Source organism: Ectothiorhodospira lacustris, assembly GCF_022227845.1.
In the GTDB taxonomy this organism is placed as follows: domain Bacteria; phylum Pseudomonadota; class Gammaproteobacteria; order Ectothiorhodospirales; family Ectothiorhodospiraceae; genus Ectothiorhodospira; species Ectothiorhodospira lacustris.
On sequence record NZ_JAJNQN010000017.1, the window covers coordinates 29,592 to 45,293 of the forward strand.

At 62.1% G+C, this 15,702-nt stretch carries 12 protein-coding genes and 2 tRNA genes; 13 read left to right on the forward strand and 1 reads right to left on the reverse strand.

Annotation, left to right across the window (positions count from 1 at the left end):
• From cobD to gdhA, 13 genes are all read left to right on the forward strand, one after another.
• Entirely contained in the window at nt 1-1,017 is a 1,017-nt protein-coding gene (cobD, locus tag LQ956_RS12190; RefSeq protein ID WP_238622601.1) for a threonine-phosphate decarboxylase CobD, read from the forward strand.
• Nucleotides 1,018-1,031: 14 nt separating this feature from the next.
• Nucleotides 1,032-2,471, forward strand: coding sequence for a cobyric acid synthase (locus tag LQ956_RS12195; protein ID WP_255722495.1), 1,440 nt, complete (start codon nt 1,032-1,034; stop codon nt 2,469-2,471).
• Between the two features lie 58 nt (nt 2,472-2,529).
• Entirely contained in the window at nt 2,530-3,054 is a 525-nt protein-coding gene (gene cobU, locus LQ956_RS12200; RefSeq protein WP_238630082.1) for a bifunctional adenosylcobinamide kinase/adenosylcobinamide-phosphate guanylyltransferase, read from the forward strand.
• Nucleotides 3,051-4,112 (forward strand): nicotinate-nucleotide--dimethylbenzimidazole phosphoribosyltransferase, encoded by a 1,062-nt coding sequence (gene cobT / locus LQ956_RS12205; RefSeq protein WP_238622593.1) that lies wholly within the window; start codon nt 3,051-3,053, stop codon nt 4,110-4,112. Before cobU ends, cobT begins: the two co-directional genes overlap by 4 nt.
• A gap of 32 nt (nt 4,113-4,144) precedes the next feature.
• Nucleotides 4,145-4,750 carry a histidine phosphatase family protein gene (locus LQ956_RS12210; protein ID WP_238622600.1) on the forward strand — a complete coding sequence of 202 codons (606 nt, stop codon included), beginning with the start codon at nt 4,145-4,147 and terminating at the stop codon, nt 4,748-4,750.
• Nucleotides 4,747-5,478 carry an adenosylcobinamide-GDP ribazoletransferase gene (locus LQ956_RS12215; RefSeq protein WP_238622592.1) on the forward strand — a complete coding sequence of 244 codons (732 nt, stop codon included), beginning with the start codon at nt 4,747-4,749 and terminating at the stop codon, nt 5,476-5,478. The genes LQ956_RS12210 and LQ956_RS12215 overlap by 4 nt, the downstream gene beginning before the upstream one ends.
• Nucleotides 5,479-5,568: 90 nt before the next feature.
• Entirely contained in the window at nt 5,569-6,975 is a 1,407-nt protein-coding gene (gltX, locus tag LQ956_RS12220) for a glutamate--tRNA ligase (RefSeq protein ID WP_238630083.1), read from the forward strand.
• Between the two features lie 95 nt (nt 6,976-7,070).
• Nucleotides 7,071-7,146 (forward strand) — tRNA-Ala (locus tag LQ956_RS12225).
• 32 nt (nt 7,147-7,178) lie between these two features.
• Nucleotides 7,179-7,376, forward strand: coding sequence for a hypothetical protein (locus LQ956_RS12230; protein WP_238622590.1), 198 nt, complete (start codon nt 7,179-7,181; stop codon nt 7,374-7,376).
• 83 nt (nt 7,377-7,459) lie between these two features.
• Nucleotides 7,460-7,535, forward strand: a tRNA-Glu gene (locus LQ956_RS12235).
• A gap of 416 nt (nt 7,536-7,951) precedes the next feature.
• Nucleotides 7,952-10,888 (forward strand): diguanylate cyclase, encoded by a 2,937-nt coding sequence (locus LQ956_RS12240; RefSeq protein WP_238622589.1) that lies wholly within the window; start codon nt 7,952-7,954, stop codon nt 10,886-10,888.
• A 78-nt stretch (nt 10,889-10,966) separates the two neighbouring features.
• On the forward strand, nt 10,967-11,380 hold the full coding sequence (gene rnk / locus LQ956_RS12245) for a nucleoside diphosphate kinase regulator (protein ID WP_238622588.1): 414 nt from the start codon (nt 10,967-10,969) through the stop codon (nt 11,378-11,380).
• 123 nt (nt 11,381-11,503) lie between these two features.
• The gene (gene gdhA / locus LQ956_RS12250; RefSeq protein WP_238622587.1) at nt 11,504-12,853 is read left to right on the forward strand and encodes an NADP-specific glutamate dehydrogenase; all 1,350 of its coding nucleotides are present in this window, start codon (nt 11,504-11,506) and stop codon (nt 12,851-12,853) included.
• An 82-nt stretch (nt 12,854-12,935) separates the two neighbouring features.
• On the opposite strand, the gene LQ956_RS12255 is transcribed toward gdhA, so the two are convergent.
• Nucleotides 12,936-15,542 (reverse strand): PEP/pyruvate-binding domain-containing protein, encoded by a 2,607-nt coding sequence (locus tag LQ956_RS12255; RefSeq protein ID WP_238622586.1) that lies wholly within the window; start codon nt 15,540-15,542, stop codon nt 12,936-12,938.
• Between the last annotated feature and the right edge of the window lie 160 nt (nt 15,543-15,702).

The window sequence follows — 15,702 nt, forward strand, 5'->3', positions numbered from 1 at the left end:
ATGACCACTCCGGTGACACTGCCCCACGGCGGCCGCCTGCGTCAGGCGGCGCGGGAAGAGGGTATCCCGCTGAGCCGCTGGCTGGATCTGTCCACCGGCATCAATCCGGCGAGCTGGCCGGTGCCTGATCCGATTCCGGCGTCGGTCTGGTCTCGTCTACCGGAGGACGAAGATGGGCTGGAGCAGGCCGCCGCCGCCTATTACGGCACGGATGCCCTGTTGCCGGTGGCCGGCTCCCAGGCGGCAATCCAGGCCCTGCCGGGGCTGCTGCCGCCGGGGCGACGGGTAGGGATGCTGCATCCCAGCTATGCCGAGCATGCCCATGCCTGGCGTCTGACGGGACACCAGGTGATCCCGCTGGCCGTGGACGAGATCGAATCTCGTCTGGACGGCCTGGATGTGCTGCTGCTGGTCCATCCCAACAATCCTACCGGCGATACCTTTGAGCCGTCCCGGTTGCAGTCCTGGCTGGCCTCCCTGGCGGTCCGGGGCGGCTGGCTGGTGGTGGACGAAGCCTTCATGGACGCCGCCCCGGACCTGAGTCTGGCCCCGCTCTGCCCCCGGCCCGGCCTGGTGGTCCTGCGTTCCCTGGGCAAGTTCTTCGGTCTGGCCGGGGCACGGGTGGGGTTCGTCCTGGCGGAAGCGCCGCTGCTGGCCCGCCTGTCCGCTCGCCTGGGCCCTTGGTGTCTGAGCGGTCCCTCGCGCTGGGTGGCTACCCGGGCGTTGGAAGACCGGGACTGGCAGCGTCGGACCCGGACCTTGCTGTTCGTCTCCGAACTGCGTCTGCAGGCCTGTCTGAGCAAGCACGGGCTGGTGCCTGACGGCGGGACCGGACTGTTCCAGTGGGTGCGTACCCCCCACGCCCGGCAGATCCATCAAGGGTTGCGCCGGGAAGCCATCCTCACACGGTTGTTTACCGATCCCATGAGCCTGCGCTTTGGCCTGCCGGCCGATGAGGCCCAATGGCAGCGCCTGGAGGATGCACTGGCCCGACTGCGGGGAGACAATGACACGTGATCCGGGGCACCCTGATGATCCAGGGCACCACCTCGGATGCCGGTAAGAGCACTCTGGTGACGGCCTTGGGCCGCTCTCTGGCCCGGCGCGGTATTTCCGTGGCACCCTTCAAGCCCCAGAACATGGCCCTGAACAGTGCGGTGACGCCGGAGGGGGGTGAGATCGGCCGTGCCCAGGCCGTGCAGGCGGCCGCCTGCGGTCTGGCGCCGCATACGGACATGAATCCGGTATTGCTCAAGCCCTGTTCGGACCAGGGGGCCCAGGTCATCCTCAACGGCAAGGCCCTGTCCCTGATCGATGCCGGGGCCTATCAGTCCCTCAAGGGGACATTGATGGCATCGGTGCTGGCAGCTCATGAGCGTCTGGCCCGACAGTATCCGGTGGTGCTGGTGGAGGGGGCCGGTTCGCCCGCCGAGATCAATCTGCGGGCCGGGGATATCGCCAACATGGGGTTTGCCGAAGCGGTGGACTGCCCGGTGATCCTGGTGGCGGATATCGACCGAGGCGGGGTATTCGCCCACTTGGTGGGGACCCTGGCGCTATTGTCCGACAGCGAGCGGTCGCGGGTCATGGGTTTTGTGATCAATCGTTTCCGGGGCGATCTGTCTCTGCTGGTGCCGGGGCTGGAATGGCTGGAAAGAGAAACCGGCAAGCCGGTGCTGGGGGTGTTGCCCTATCTGCAGGGACTGTATCTGGAGGCGGAGGATGCCCTGCCCGATCCGCCTTCCCATGCCGACGTGGAAGGCCCGTTGCGGGTGGTGGTGCCGGTCCTGCCGCGGATCAGCAATCACACGGATCTGGACCCGTTGCGACTGCATCCCCGGGTCAACCTGCAATGGGTGCGGCCGGGCCAGCCCTGGCCCGGTGCCGACCTGGTCATCCTGCCTGGTTCCAAGGCGGTGCGCGCGGATCTGGCCTGGTTGCGGGAGCAGGGCTGGGAGGCGGGTATCCGGCGCCATCTGCGCTATGGGGGCAAACTGATCGGGATCTGTGGCGGTTTCCAGATGCTGGGGCGGGCGATTCATGACCCGTCGGGTCTGGAAGGTCCGGCCGGCAGCAGTGTCGGGCTGGATCTGTTGGACCTGGAAACGACCCTGGCCTCGAAGAAACAGCTTCGCCGGGTACGGGGTACCGTGTTCGATGGCGCGGCGGTGGCCGGGTATGAAATCCACGCCGGCGTGACTACCGGCACCTGTCTGGACCGTCCCGCACTGCGCCTGATGTCGGGGCCGGAGGGGGCGTTGTCCGCAGATGGTCGGATCCTGGGCACTTATGTGCATGGTCTGTTTGATCTGGGCAGCGCCGCGGCCGGGCTGCTGCAATGGGCCGGTCTGGATACCCCTGTGGGACAGGACCTGGCGTTGGCTCGGGAGGCGGGTTTCGAGGCCCTGGCAGATGCGGTGGAAACCCACCTGGACATGGGGCGGATCGAGGCACTGCTCGGACTGCGATGATGATAATCCCCTCTCCCCAGGGGGAGGATGAAAGGTACGAATGGCAGAGGTTTGACCCATGAAAGAACTGATCCTGGGCGGTGTCCGGTCCGGCAAGAGCGCCCTGGCCGAGCGTTTGGCTTTGGCAAGCAGTCTGCCGGTGACCTATGTGGCCACCGCCCGTCCCGGTGAAGACGAGGAAATGCAGCAGCGTATCCGACACCATCGGGAGCGACGTCCGCCGGACTGGGCACTGGTGGAGGCCGGGCCCGACCTGGCGGCGATTCTGGCCCGCCACGCCCGTCCCGGGCATTGCCTGCTGGTGGACTGTCTTACCCTTTGGCTGACTCATCTCTTATGGGATGAGGACGAACAGACCTGTGCCCGGGAACAGGAGGACTTTGTGGCGGTCCTGCCTCGTCTTCCCGGCCGCGTCATCATGGTCAGCAATGAAACCAGCATGGGCATCGTGCCCCTGGGAGAACTGACCCGTCGTTTCTGCGATGATGCCGGGCGCCTGCATCAGGCAGTCGCCGCCCGTGCGGATCGCGTCATTCTCACCGTGGCCGGCTTGCCACATCTATTGAAAGGAGAATCCCTTTGAACCACGAAACCCCCTGGTTGCAGGTCCCCGCCGCGGAGATCAACGAAACCGCTCGCCGCGAGGCTGAACACCGACAGACCCAGCTCACCAAGCCCCTGGGTTCCCTGGGGCGCCTGGAAACCCTGGCTACCCGGCTGGCGGGCATGCAGAGTACCGACAAGCCGCGGGTGGACCAGGTCCATGTGGGGATTTTTGCCGGTGATCATGGTGTGGCAGCGGAAGGCATCTCCCGTTTTCCTCAGTCCGTCACCGCCGAAATGGTCAGGAACTTTGCCCGCGGTGGGGCCGGGATTAGCGTCCTGGCACGCTCCATCGGTGCGAAACTGGAAGTAATCAACCTGGGCACGGTGGTGGAACTGGAGCCCATGTCCGATGTGCTGGACGTGCGTCTTGGGCCGGGTACCGCCAATTTCGTCGAGGGGCCTGCCATGGATGCCCACCAACTGGCGAAGGCGATGAATGCCGGTCGCCACAGCGCCGAACGGGCGCGCCTGGCCGGTGCTCAGCTCTACCTGGCCGGGGAAATGGGCATCGGCAACACCACGGCGGCCGCAGCCGTGGCCTGTGGCCTGCTGGGCCGTGACCCGGATGTGTTGGCGGGGCCTGGGACCGGGCTCAACCAGGACGGTGTCCGGCACAAGATCGAGGTGTTGCGTCGTGCCCTGAATCTGCACGGCGGGGAGAATCTGTCGGATCCGGTGGAATGCCTGCGCCGGGTCGGGGGCTTCGAGATCGCCGCCATGAGCGGTGCTTACCTGGCCTGCGCGCAGATGGGCATGCCCATCCTGGTGGATGGGTTCATCAGCTCCGCCGCGGCCCTTGCCACGGTACGCATCTGCCCCGGGGCCAGGGACTGGATGCTGTTTGCCCATACCTCCGCCGAGCCAGGCCACCGCCTGATCCTGGAGGCGCTGGCTGCGGATCCGATCCTGGATCTGGGCATGCGCCTGGGCGAGGCCAGTGGTGCGGCCACCGCGGTGCCTCTGCTGCGTCTGGCCTGTGATATCCACTGCCACATGGCCACCTTCGCCGAGGCGCAAGTGACGGAGGCGCACTGAAGGTGTCATTGCCATCCGTGCATATCGATCTCATGCGCCACGGCCAGACCACGGGGGGCTTTGCCTTCCGTGGCAGTCTGGATGATGACCTTACTCCAGAGGGGCGCGCCCACATGCAGGCGGGGTTTGACCGCCATGGTCCCTGGGACCATATCATCGCCTCGCCCCTGCGGCGCTGTGCGATCCCGGCCCGGGATTGGGCCGAGGGCGGTTCTGTCCCCCTAAGCCTGGACCCGGAGTTGCGGGAGATGCATTTCGGCGCCTGGGAAGGGCGCACGGCGGCGGAACTGATGGAGACGGACCCGGATGCCCTGGGCCGTTTCTGGGCGGATCCGCTCAACCATATCCCCCCGGGGGCCGAACCGTTGGTCGATTTCCGGGATCGGGTGCTGGCGGCCTGGCACCGGGTGTGTACAAATCCGATGGGAGAGCGGGTGTTGCTGGTGACCCATGGTGGGGTGATCCGTCTGATCCTGCTTCATGTGCAGCAGCGCCCCCTGTCGGATCTGCTGCGCCTGGAGGTGCCCCACGCCTGTCTCTATCGCATCACGCCAGCCGGCGGGGCGGGGCGGTTCAGCCGGGTCAGTGCCCTGGGTAACAACCACGGATCATCAACGGCCCAAGAGGCGAGGGCATGAAACCTTTCCTGGTAGCGCTGCGTTTTCTGACCCGCTTTCCCGTAAGCTGGAACTCGCCCACCGACGAAGAAGTGGGGCGTTCCATGCTGCACTATCCCACGGTGGGCCTGCTCATGGGGTTGGCCCTAGCCGCGCTGGCCTGGGTGCTGGGGGAGGGCGTTCTGGCGGCGGCGCTGATCGTCACGGCCTGGGTCCTGCTGACCGGGCTTTTGCACATGGACGGTCTGGCGGATACCGCGGATGCCTGGATCGGTGGCCTGGGGGACCGGGAACGGACCCTGGAGATCATGAAGGACCCCCGTTGCGGCCCCGCCGGCGTCACGGCCCTGGTCCTGTTGGTGCTGGTGAAATTCGCCGCCGTGTTCGAGTTGTTGGCACTGCCGGGTGGCTGGATGGCCCTGATCCTGGCGCCCCTGCTGGGACGCGCCGCGATTTTGCCCCTGTTCCTGATGACCGAGTATGTCCGTTCCGCCGGCATGGCCACCCTGTTGGCCCGGCATCTGCCGCGACGGGGGGCATGGCTGGTCACGGCGTTGGTGGCGCTGGCCGTCGTCATCCTGGGTGGCATGGCCGGACTCTGGGCCCTGGCGGGCGCGGCCCTGGTCTTCCTGCTCGGGCGGGTCTGGATGGTACACCGTCTTGGCGGCACCACCGGTGATACGGCCGGCGGTCTGATCGAGCTGGTCGAAGTCGGGGTGCTGCTTGCCGTGGTGTTGGCCTTGCACTGATCCATGCCCCGGCAGCCGTCGGCGGGTGAACCCCTGCAAGTCCTCTGCTACTCTATGCCGCTTCCAATCCACGTAAGCCTGAGTGACTCCATGAAAGTTCGCACCCGATTCGCTCCCAGTCCGACCGGTTACCTCCATATCGGCGGTGCCCGCACGGCGCTGTTCTCCTGGCTGTATGCCCGCAAGCACGGCGGCGACTTCGTCCTGCGCATCGAGGATACGGATCTGGCGCGCTCCAACGCCGAATCGGTGAATGCGATTCTGGAGGGGATGAACTGGCTGGGCCTGGAATATGACGAAGGCCCGTTCTACCAGACCCAGCGTTTTGACCGCTACAAGGAAGTGATCCAGCAGCTGCTGGATACCGGCCATGCCTATTACTGCTACTGCACCAAGGAAGAACTGGATGTGATGCGCGATCAGCAGATGGCCATCAAGGCCAAGCCGCGGTATGACGGTCGCTGTCGCCTGCGCACCGAACCCCGGGAGGGTGTCAGTCCGGTCATCCGCTTCCGCAACCCCACCGAGGGCATCACCGTGGTGGACGACATGGTGCGTGGTCGCGTCACCTTCCAGAACACCGAGCTGGACGATCTGATCATCGCCCGTTCCGACGGCACCCCCACCTACAACCTCACCGTGGTGGTGGACGACTGGGACATGCAGATTACCCACGTGATCCGCGGTGACGATCACCTGAACAACACCCCGCGGCAGATCAACATCCTCAAGGCCCTGGGCGTGGAACCGCCCCGCTATGCCCATCTGCCCATGATTCTCGGCCCTGACGGCACCAAGCTGTCTAAGCGCCATGGTGCGGTGAGCGTGATGCAGTACCGGGATGACGGCTATCTGCCCCAGGCGCTGCTCAACTACCTGGTGCGACTGGGGTGGTCCCATGGTGATCAGGAAATTTTCAGTCTGGACGAGCTGATCGAGCTGTTCGACATTGCCGACGTGAATCACTCTGCCTCGGCCATCAATCCGGAAAAACTCCTCTGGCTGAATCAGCACTACATCAAGACCCAGACCCCCGACTACGTGGCCCGGCAGCTGTCCTGGCACATGGGGCAGCGTGACGTGGACCCTTCAACGCCGCCGCCCCTGCGTGACGTGGTGGAAGTCCTGCGTGATCGCGCCAAGACTCTGGTGGAGATGGCCGATCAGAGCGTGTACTTCTTCAAAGACTTCGATGTATACGATGAAAAAGCAGCGCAGAAGAACCTGACCCCCGATGCCCTGCCGGTACTTCAGGCCCTGCACGCCGCGCTGGGCGCCCTGGGAGAGTGGACCCCCGAACAGGTCCACGAATCCGTAACTGGTGTTTCAGAAAGGCTACAGGTAAAATTGGGCAAGGTTGCCCAGCCGCTTCGCGTGGCTGTCACCGGCGGGTCCGTATCGCCGTCCATTGATCAGACCTTAACGCTGATCGGGCGTGAGCGGACCCTGTCGAGGATTCAGCAAGCTGCGGAATGGATAGCGTCGAAAAAAGTTTAAAAAAACTGTTGACGGCATCCTGAAGGATCCGTATAGTACGCAGCTTCTGAAGGGCATGACCGAAACGGCAGCATCGAAACGGTCATAAAGCTTTCGGGGCCATAGCTCAGCTGGGAGAGCGCTTGCATGGCATGCAAGAGGTCGGCGGTTCGATCCCGCCTGGCTCCACCAAGTCTCCGCCGCCGGCGGGGTAGTGATACGGCATGCATCGAATAGGTAGATACTCGGTGGTTGTCGGTGCGCTGCTAACGCTGGTGGGCATGATCGTCGGTTTCGGTTCGATGTTTAGCGGGGCCGACGAGCTTGCAAAGTACTTTCTGTCTCTGGTGCCCTTGGGCGTATTGACGGTTTTCACCGGTTTGGTCACGGTGGTGCTGACTGAGCAGAAACAGGAAGGGTAGCAGTAAAGAGTTTAGATGTAAGGCAGTCAGTGTGAAATAAAAGTTTCTTATTTTCATCTGTTCTGCTATAATTTTTTTTCCTAGTCCCCATCGTCTAGAGGCCTAGGACACCGCCCTTTCACGGCGGCGACCGGGGTTCGAATCCCCGTGGGGACGCCAAATTCTGGCACTATCCTGATGCTTTAAAGCGCCGGGATGTTGTAAAAGGTAAAAAGCAAAAAGGCCCCTTTAAGGGGCCTTTTTCGCGTCTGCACCTCGTAAAATCTTTCCGGCCTCGGGATTCTTTCATGGCCGAACTGTGATCAGCCCGGTTTCTGCTACATTATTGTGGGATAGGCAATACGTTTTCCCGCACGGTCGCGAAGCTTGAGGAACATGGCATGTCCCCGCCCACAGATAGGCTTACGCCCCGGAAGGCAGGAGAATCAGCCGTATCTGCGGTCGCGGGCGAGGGGGGGTGGCTCGAATCCTCCATTGCCGAACTGCAGGTGGATGGCCGTGGGGGTATTCTCCGGGGTAACGCGTCAGCCCTGACCCTGTTATGGGGAGAGAATGGGTCTGCTTGCCGGATGCCCTTGCCCCAACTGAAGGATTTCCAGTTGTCTCCTCCCGAAGGGGGCGCCCCGCTGGAAGCGCTCATGGAGCGGGCTGAACGCGATGGCAGTGTGCTTGGGGAGGATCTGCTGTTCAGGAGCCGGCAGGGCCGTTTGTTCCACGCGGATGTGCATGTAGCCCGTGATCCCCGCAAAACCACTGAGGCGTCGGCAGGCTTCACCGTCACTCTGGCGGAACGCCCTGAGGCCCGGGTGCCCGAGTTGGTCGGTAGTCCGTTACTGGATTGCTTTTACAGCCTTCACTTTCTTGCCCTCGCCACGCTGTCCCCGGATGAATGCCAATGGACCGGTGTGAATGATCGGCTGCTTGAAATACTGGGATATTCTCGGGAGCAGCTATTGGGGATGACCTGGCAAGCGGTCTCCCCGAACAAGGATCATGATAATGATCAGCAGCATTTTTCCCTTTTGGCGACAGGGGATTGCGAGCGATTTTCCTGTGACAAGGCGTTCATTCGTGCCGATGGCGAGGTCGTCCGGGCATCCGTGAGCGTGCGTGCCGTGCGTCGTGATGATGGCAGGCCTTGGGCCTATTTCGTCGTTCTCCGGGATATCGGTCAGGATGGCGCTGATCTGTACGCGCAGAAGCGGCTGCAGCATCTGCAGGACATGACGATTCGGGTGAATCAGGCCATTGTTCGTAGTCATGACTGCAAGACACTCGTTAACACCTTCTGCAGCATCCTGGTGCAGCAGGGCATGTTCAGTGCCGCCTGGATAGGGGTTTGGGAGGGCGGGGATAACAGGAAATTACGTCTGTTTGCCCTCTGCGGTGATGACGTGGGGGATATCGAGCCTCACAAATGTTCGGCTGAATGGCTGCGCAAGGGTGAGGACAGTGGACGGGACAATGTGCCGTACATGGTGGTTAATGAGCTTTCACCGGAGGAAGGGGAGGCTCATGGCGCGGCAGAGGCATTTGCGGCGGGGATGCGCTCACTGGCCGGGTTTGCCATTACTTCCGGAGACACGGTCACCGGGACGTTGAATCTTTTCAGTACGGAGAGCCATGCCTTCACCGCCAAGACGGTTTTCTTACTGCGGGAGATGGTTCACGACCTCTCCGTAGCGATGGAGCGTTTGCAGGCCATGGCGGTACTCAAGGCTGCCAACAGGGTGGTGGAGTCCAGCGCGGTGATACTCTGCCGCTGGCTGGCGGAGCCCGGGTGGCCGGTGGACTACATCTCTGCCAATGTGTCGCGCTGGGGTTATTCAGCGGCCGAGATGATGTCGGGTGAGAAACTGTTCATCCAACTGGTCCACCCTGATGATCGTGAGCGCCTGATCGCCGAGATGGGGCGACATATACGCCGCAAACACAAACAGTTTCGCCAACAGTATCGAATTGTCACCGGCACCGGCAAGACCCTCTGGATCGAGGATCACAGCAGTATCGAATATGATCCTCGCGGCAATATGGTGCGCTTCGAGGGCGCGCTGACGGATATTACGGACCGCAAACGACACGAGCAGCGCGAGGCGGGCAGGAACCGGGTGCTCTCCCTGCTGGCAGGCGGCGCCGAGCTATCGGTGATACTGGATTCCCTGGCGAGGAGCGTGGAACTTGAGGATCCCGAGGTCCTGTGCGACATCACCCTGGTGGATGAAGGGCGGCACAGGCTGGTGCCGGGCGCGGCACCAAGCCTTGACGCGGATTTCCAGCAGGCGGTTTCAGAACAATCCGGGAAGGATATTTTGGGGCCGGGGGCTCTCTTGATAAACAAGCGGCAGGTCATCATATCGGCCGACATCCAGTCCGACCCCCGTTGGGCCGATTACAGGGACCTGGCCTTGGCGCGGGGGTTGGCTTCCTGCTGGTCGGTCCCTGTCCTGTCATCGCAAGGGGATGTGCTGGGCAGCTTCAATCTGTTTCACCGCCGAATCCATACCCCCTCTGAAAGTGAAATCCGCTCAATGCGCGAATTTGCAAACCTTGCCGCTATTGCCATTGAGCGTACCCAAAATCTGCAAACTTTGGAGGAGAGTGCGGAGCGCTGGCATTTTGCTCTGGAGGCGGCCGGCGATGCTGTTTTTGACTGGAACGTGCAGGCCGATACCCTGATTCAGTCCCGTCGCTGTGGTGAGATGCTGGGGTATGCAGACCATGAATTTGCCTGTTCCCGGGCAAAGGACTGGTTCCGGCGTGTGCATCCGGATGATCTGCACCATGCGCGGGAACTTCTGGATCGACATCTGGAAGGCAACTCACCTCATTACGAGACCGAGCACCGTGTGCGCGGCAAGGACGGTGGCTGGCGGTGGATTCTGGCCCGTGGCCTGGTGGTGCGACGTGATTCGAAGGGTAGCCCTCTGCGCATGGTCGGGACCATTTCCGATATTACGGATCGCAAGCGAATGGAGCAGGAACTCAGGGAGATGGCGACCACTGATCATCTCACCGGGCTTTCCAATCGGCGTCATTTTCTCGATCGTATGCAGGATGAAATCCTGCGTATGGACCGTAATCCTGATCACCAGGCCGCGGTGATGATGCTGGACCTGGATCATTTCAAGCATGTGAACGATACCCATGGCCATTCTACCGGCGATACGGTTCTCCGGCATTTCGCGTCACTGGTTCGATATTGTCTGCGTAAAAGTGACTTTGCGGGTCGTATGGGGGGAGAAGAGTTTGCCGTGCTGCTGCCGGATACCGATCTCCAGGACGCCATCGCTCTGGCGGAGCGACTCAGGAAACGCATTGCCCGGATCCCTGTTCGCACTGAGGATCTGGAAATTTCCATCACGGTGAGTATCGGCATTACCTGCCTGTCATCGCGGGATATCCTGCCGGATCATGCCCTGCAACGGGCGGATGAGGCCCTGTATCGGGCCAAGACCAGCGGCCGTAATCGGATTGACGTAGCGAAGGTTGCCCCCGCTTCAGGCACTCCCTGAGGCGAGGGGGCGAAAAATACGAGATTTCGGGCTAGAATGCCCCGTCCTCTAATCTAGGGATGTTCAGAGTTCATCAGCGTGAATAGCAAACCCAATATCGTCCTGTCTTCACAGGATTTCGACAGGCTGGACAGCCTGCTGGCGTCGATTTCAGAAAACGCCTTCCCCGGTAAGGCCGCCTTGCAGGCCGAGCTGGACCGTGCCGAGGTGGTCGATCCGGGACAGATCCCGCCGACGGTGGTGACCATGAACTCCACCGTGCGCTTTGTCATGGACGGTACCGGCGAGACCTTCTGCATGACGTTGGTCTACCCCAAGGACAGCACCGGGCAGCCGGACAGGGTGTCCATCCTTGCCCCCGTGGGCAGTGCATTGCTGGGTTTGTCCGTGGGAGACCAGATCGAGTGGCCCAGGCCCGGTGGCGGGGTCATCAAGGTCCGTATCGATGAAATCCTTTATCAGCCTGAAAGTGCAGGGGATTTTCATCGCTGAAGCGCTGATTTTCTAGTCCCGTGCCCCGGTCGCTCCTGGCGACCGGGAGCGGTCCTTTTCAAACACCAATTGCACACCGTGCTCTGTCCCCTGGTCGGGTTCGCTGTGCTGGAGAAATGAAATATGGCGGCAGGTCTCGACGAAAAGCTGGAACCCATTTATCAGGAAGTCTTGCGTAGAAACCCGGGGGAAACGGAGTTCCATCAGGCAGTTCGCGAAGTGCTGGAATCCCTGGGGCCGGTCCTGGTCAAGTATCCGGAATTTGCCGATCGCAAGATCATCCAGCTGATCTGTGAGCCGGAGCGGCAGATCATCTTCCGGGTGCCGTGGCAGGATGACAAGGGTGTCACCCAGATCAACCGCGGTTTCCGCGTTCAGTTCAACAGCGCCCTGGGTCCCTACAAGGGTGGCATTCGTTTCCACCCTTCCGTCTACCTGGGCATCATCAAGTTCCTGGGCTTTGAGCAGATCTTCAAGAACGCCCTCACCGGTATGCCCATCGGCGGCGGCAAGGGCGGCAGCGACTTCGATCCCAAGGGTCGTTCCGACGGTGAGATCATGCGCTTCTGCCAGAGCATGATGACCGAACTGTACCGTCATTTGGGCGAATACACCGATGTACCGGCTGGTGACATCGGTGTGGGGCAGCGCGAGATCGGGTATCTGTTCGGTCAGTACAAGCGCATCACCAACCGCTATGAGTCCGGCGTGTTCACCGGCAAGGGCCTGAACTGGGGCGGTAGTCGCGCCCGCAAGGAAGCCACCGGCTACGGCACCGTCTTCTTTACCGAAGAGATGCTCAAGGTGCGTTCCGATTCCTTTGACGGCAAGACCTGCGTGGTCTCCGGTTCCGGCAACGTGGCCATCTACGCCATGGAGAAGGCCATGTCTCTGGGGGCCAAGGTCATCGCCTGTTCCGACTCCAACGGCGTGATCGTGGACAAGGACGGCATCGATCTGGATCTGGTCAAGCAGATCAAGGAAGTGGAGCGTCGCCGCATCAGTGCCTACGCGGAAGAGAAGAAGAGTGCCAAGTACCTGGAAGACGGCAATATCTGGACTGTGCCCTGTCAGGTGGCACTGCCCTGCGCCACCCAGAACGAGCTCAACGGCACCGATGCCAAGACCCTGATCAAGAACGGTGTCATCGCCGTGGCGGAAGGTGCCAACATGCCTTCCACGCCAGAGGCCATCCGCTTCTTCACCGAAGCCGGCATTGCCTTCGGTCCCGGCAAGGCCGCCAATGCAGGGGGTGTGGCCACCAGCGCCCTGGAAATGCAGCAGAACGCCAGCCGTGACTCCTGGACCTTCGAGCATACCGAAGAGCGTCTGCGTGAAATCATGGTGGATATCCACCGTAACTGCCATCAGACGTCCGAAGAATTCGGCGCGCCCGGCAATTACGTGGTGGGTGCCAACATCGCCGGCTTCGTGAAGGTGGCCGGTGCCATGGTGGCCATGGGCGTGATCTGATTTCCCGACCCTGTCCGTTGTTGCACAAGACCGACCCGCGCCATGAACAGCGCGGGTCGGTTTTTTTTTACTTTCAAGAAGCTCAGGGGATGCCGTTGCGTCTGAGGACACAGCAAAGAACCTGCTGGCTGACCACATCCGCCATCAGTCTGAGATCCAGCCCCCGCACATCATGAATCGTGACGGCTGCCAGCACCGAATCGTCCAATCCTTCCACCAGATTGGGAGCGATGGTTTCCTGTGAAAGGCTATCGAGCCACTCCGGTCTATAGTCTGTATCCTTTTCCCGGGGCATCAGCGCCACATAGGCAATCCGTGATTCCACCAGATCCTGAAAGAAGTGGGAGCCATAGGAAAGATCCGGTATCACTCCTCCACCCAGTTCGGCGACTTCCACCAGCACCGCCATGCGACTGATGTCGGCAAAACGGATCGGCACACCCAGTTCCGGGGTGCTGGTGCCCCAGCGGCCGGGGCCGATCAGCAGGGTAGGCTGATCATCCCGGTCCGACATGCGCCGGTTGATCTGTCCCACCAGGCGGGCCACGGTATATTTCCGGCGGGTGTCCAGGGCACTGTAGCGCCCTCCGTCCACGCGGATGATGCGCGCTATGGGCTGATCCAGGCTGCCGCCCATGAAATGCCCCTGGTTGCGGAACAGGATCGAAGCGTCATCGGGGGCAGAGGGGAGCCGGATTTGCCGGTTCCCTCCCTGGGTCTGCAGGGGGCGGCACTGAACCAGATTGAACGACGGGGTGCCGTCCTCGCCCAGGTGGACGGTGAACTCCACGTCCACCGGATGGGCGTATATGGACTCCAGTGTCTGCAACAGCCCCTGCATCATGGGTACGAAAGGCGTCCTGTGCAGGAGTGGCGCAAAGGTCAGTCGCCACACCGGCGGCCCACCCAGGACCCTGGAACGCTCGCTGGCCTCCCGATCCGGCTCTGCGCACCACTGCAGTACATGATCCATGTCCGCGTTGACCAGATCCCGCAGGGGGTGGCTGACCAGTTCGTTGTCCAGTACATCCAGGGTGTCCACCTTGTGCTGGAAAAAACGGCCGTCGTCCGCATGGGCAAAGGGGCGTTTGAGAGGGTGATCCAGGGCGATGATGCAGGCGTGATCGCCGTCGTTGCGGTCCACAGCCCGCGTGCCCAGTCCCATGACCAGGCGTACCATGCCCGCGGCCGGGTCCATGTCCCGATCCCAGACGAAGATATTGCGGGAGACCCCCACGCCGGCGGCATCCGGCAGGTAGTGGCGGCCATGATAGCGGCCATTCACCCGCTGCAGCAGCAGGGCCATGGGTTCTTCCAGGTCCGCCAGTCCCCGCTGGCTGCGGTAGACGAGGGCATCCTCGCTCATGGCGCTGGCAAAGACCTGGCAGATGGCCTGTTCCAGTTGCTCCAGCCGTTCCTCAGGAGTCCCCTGATTGACACAGAAGACGCTTTCGTACTTGCCTGCAAAGGCGTTGCCGAAGCCGTCTTCCAGTAGACTGCTGGAGCGCACGAGGATGGGATACTGACCAAAGTAGTCCAGCATCCTGGCCAACTCCTCGCGGATCTCATCGGGCAGGCGGCCATGAAGCATCCGCTCGTGCAGGGCCTGCCCCTCGCTGTAATAACCGTCCGGCGTGCGCTGGCGCATGATTCTGGGCCACCAGCCGTTGTGTACCAGAAAGGAGTAGTAGACGTCGGTCCCCAGAAAGAAGGAGTCATGGGGTTCCAGGTGCCGTTCCCAGGTCTTGGGATCTTCCCGACGCAGGATCTGCCGGGCCAGGAGCATCCCCGCCGCCTTGCCGCCGATATGGCCGCTACCGATCATGCGGGCACGGATGGACATGAGGTCCTCCAGACTGAAATAACGGCGGGACATCGCCAGGATGCGTTCATCCCGGCCCAGCATGACCCGGCACAGGCGTTCCACCTGGGCGGTCCGGCCCGCCTCGTCATCGGGGCGACGCAGCTGTTCTGCCGCCTCCAGGAACAGGGCGTTCCAGTAATCCAACTGGCGTTGCGGCCCCTGGCTGTGGTCCTGTTCCAGGGCAGTCTGTACCCGGGTGGCGTCACTGCTGTCGATCACCGGGGGAAACTGATCGCCCTTCTGGCGATGGGGCAGGAACATGGTGGGTGAATGGCGTTTCCAGACCTTGACCGGCTGGATGTGGCATTCCTCAGGGGTGCGCCGCACGTCGATCAGGACCTGGGTGGTCTGCCGGATGCGGGCCACGGTGTGATGGGAGTGGCGATGTCGCAGAAGGCCGAAGTAGGCCACCGTGTCCAGTTCATATAGATAGGGGCAGACCACCTGGAAAAAATTGCCCACCATCAGGTCCGTGGCCCAGGCCGAGAGCAGGTCGGACAGGCAGTCGAAGACATAAAAGGCGCCGCGTCCATGGTCGGTGATCAACTGGTAGACATGACAGGTAAAGGCCTCAAAGCCGCATAGGGCATCCAGATGGACGATGTGGACATCCGGCCCCGGTTCCACGAGGGGGGCATGGCGGCCAAAGCGCAGGTAGATGATGGCGCGTTGCCGTTCTCGGGCTGCAGCCAGAAAGGGGCCGATGAAGCGCCGGTAGTCATCCATGTGGTCCACGCGCCAGACCACGTTGTCGCCGATACGAAGACTGTCGATAACGGCATCAAGGCCGTTCAGTCCGGTGGATACCCTGTTGTCCTGATTCATGGTTCCTGCTCCCCTCCTGCTGATTGCCCTGCCAATGACCTGTGTCACACCGGTAAAGCCACTTGCGGCCCTGTACCTATTCACCCGTTGCAGATCGCCTAGTATTATGGCTGGCTACGCCATCTGGCTCGGGTCTGAACGCGCAGCCGGTTTGCCCGGC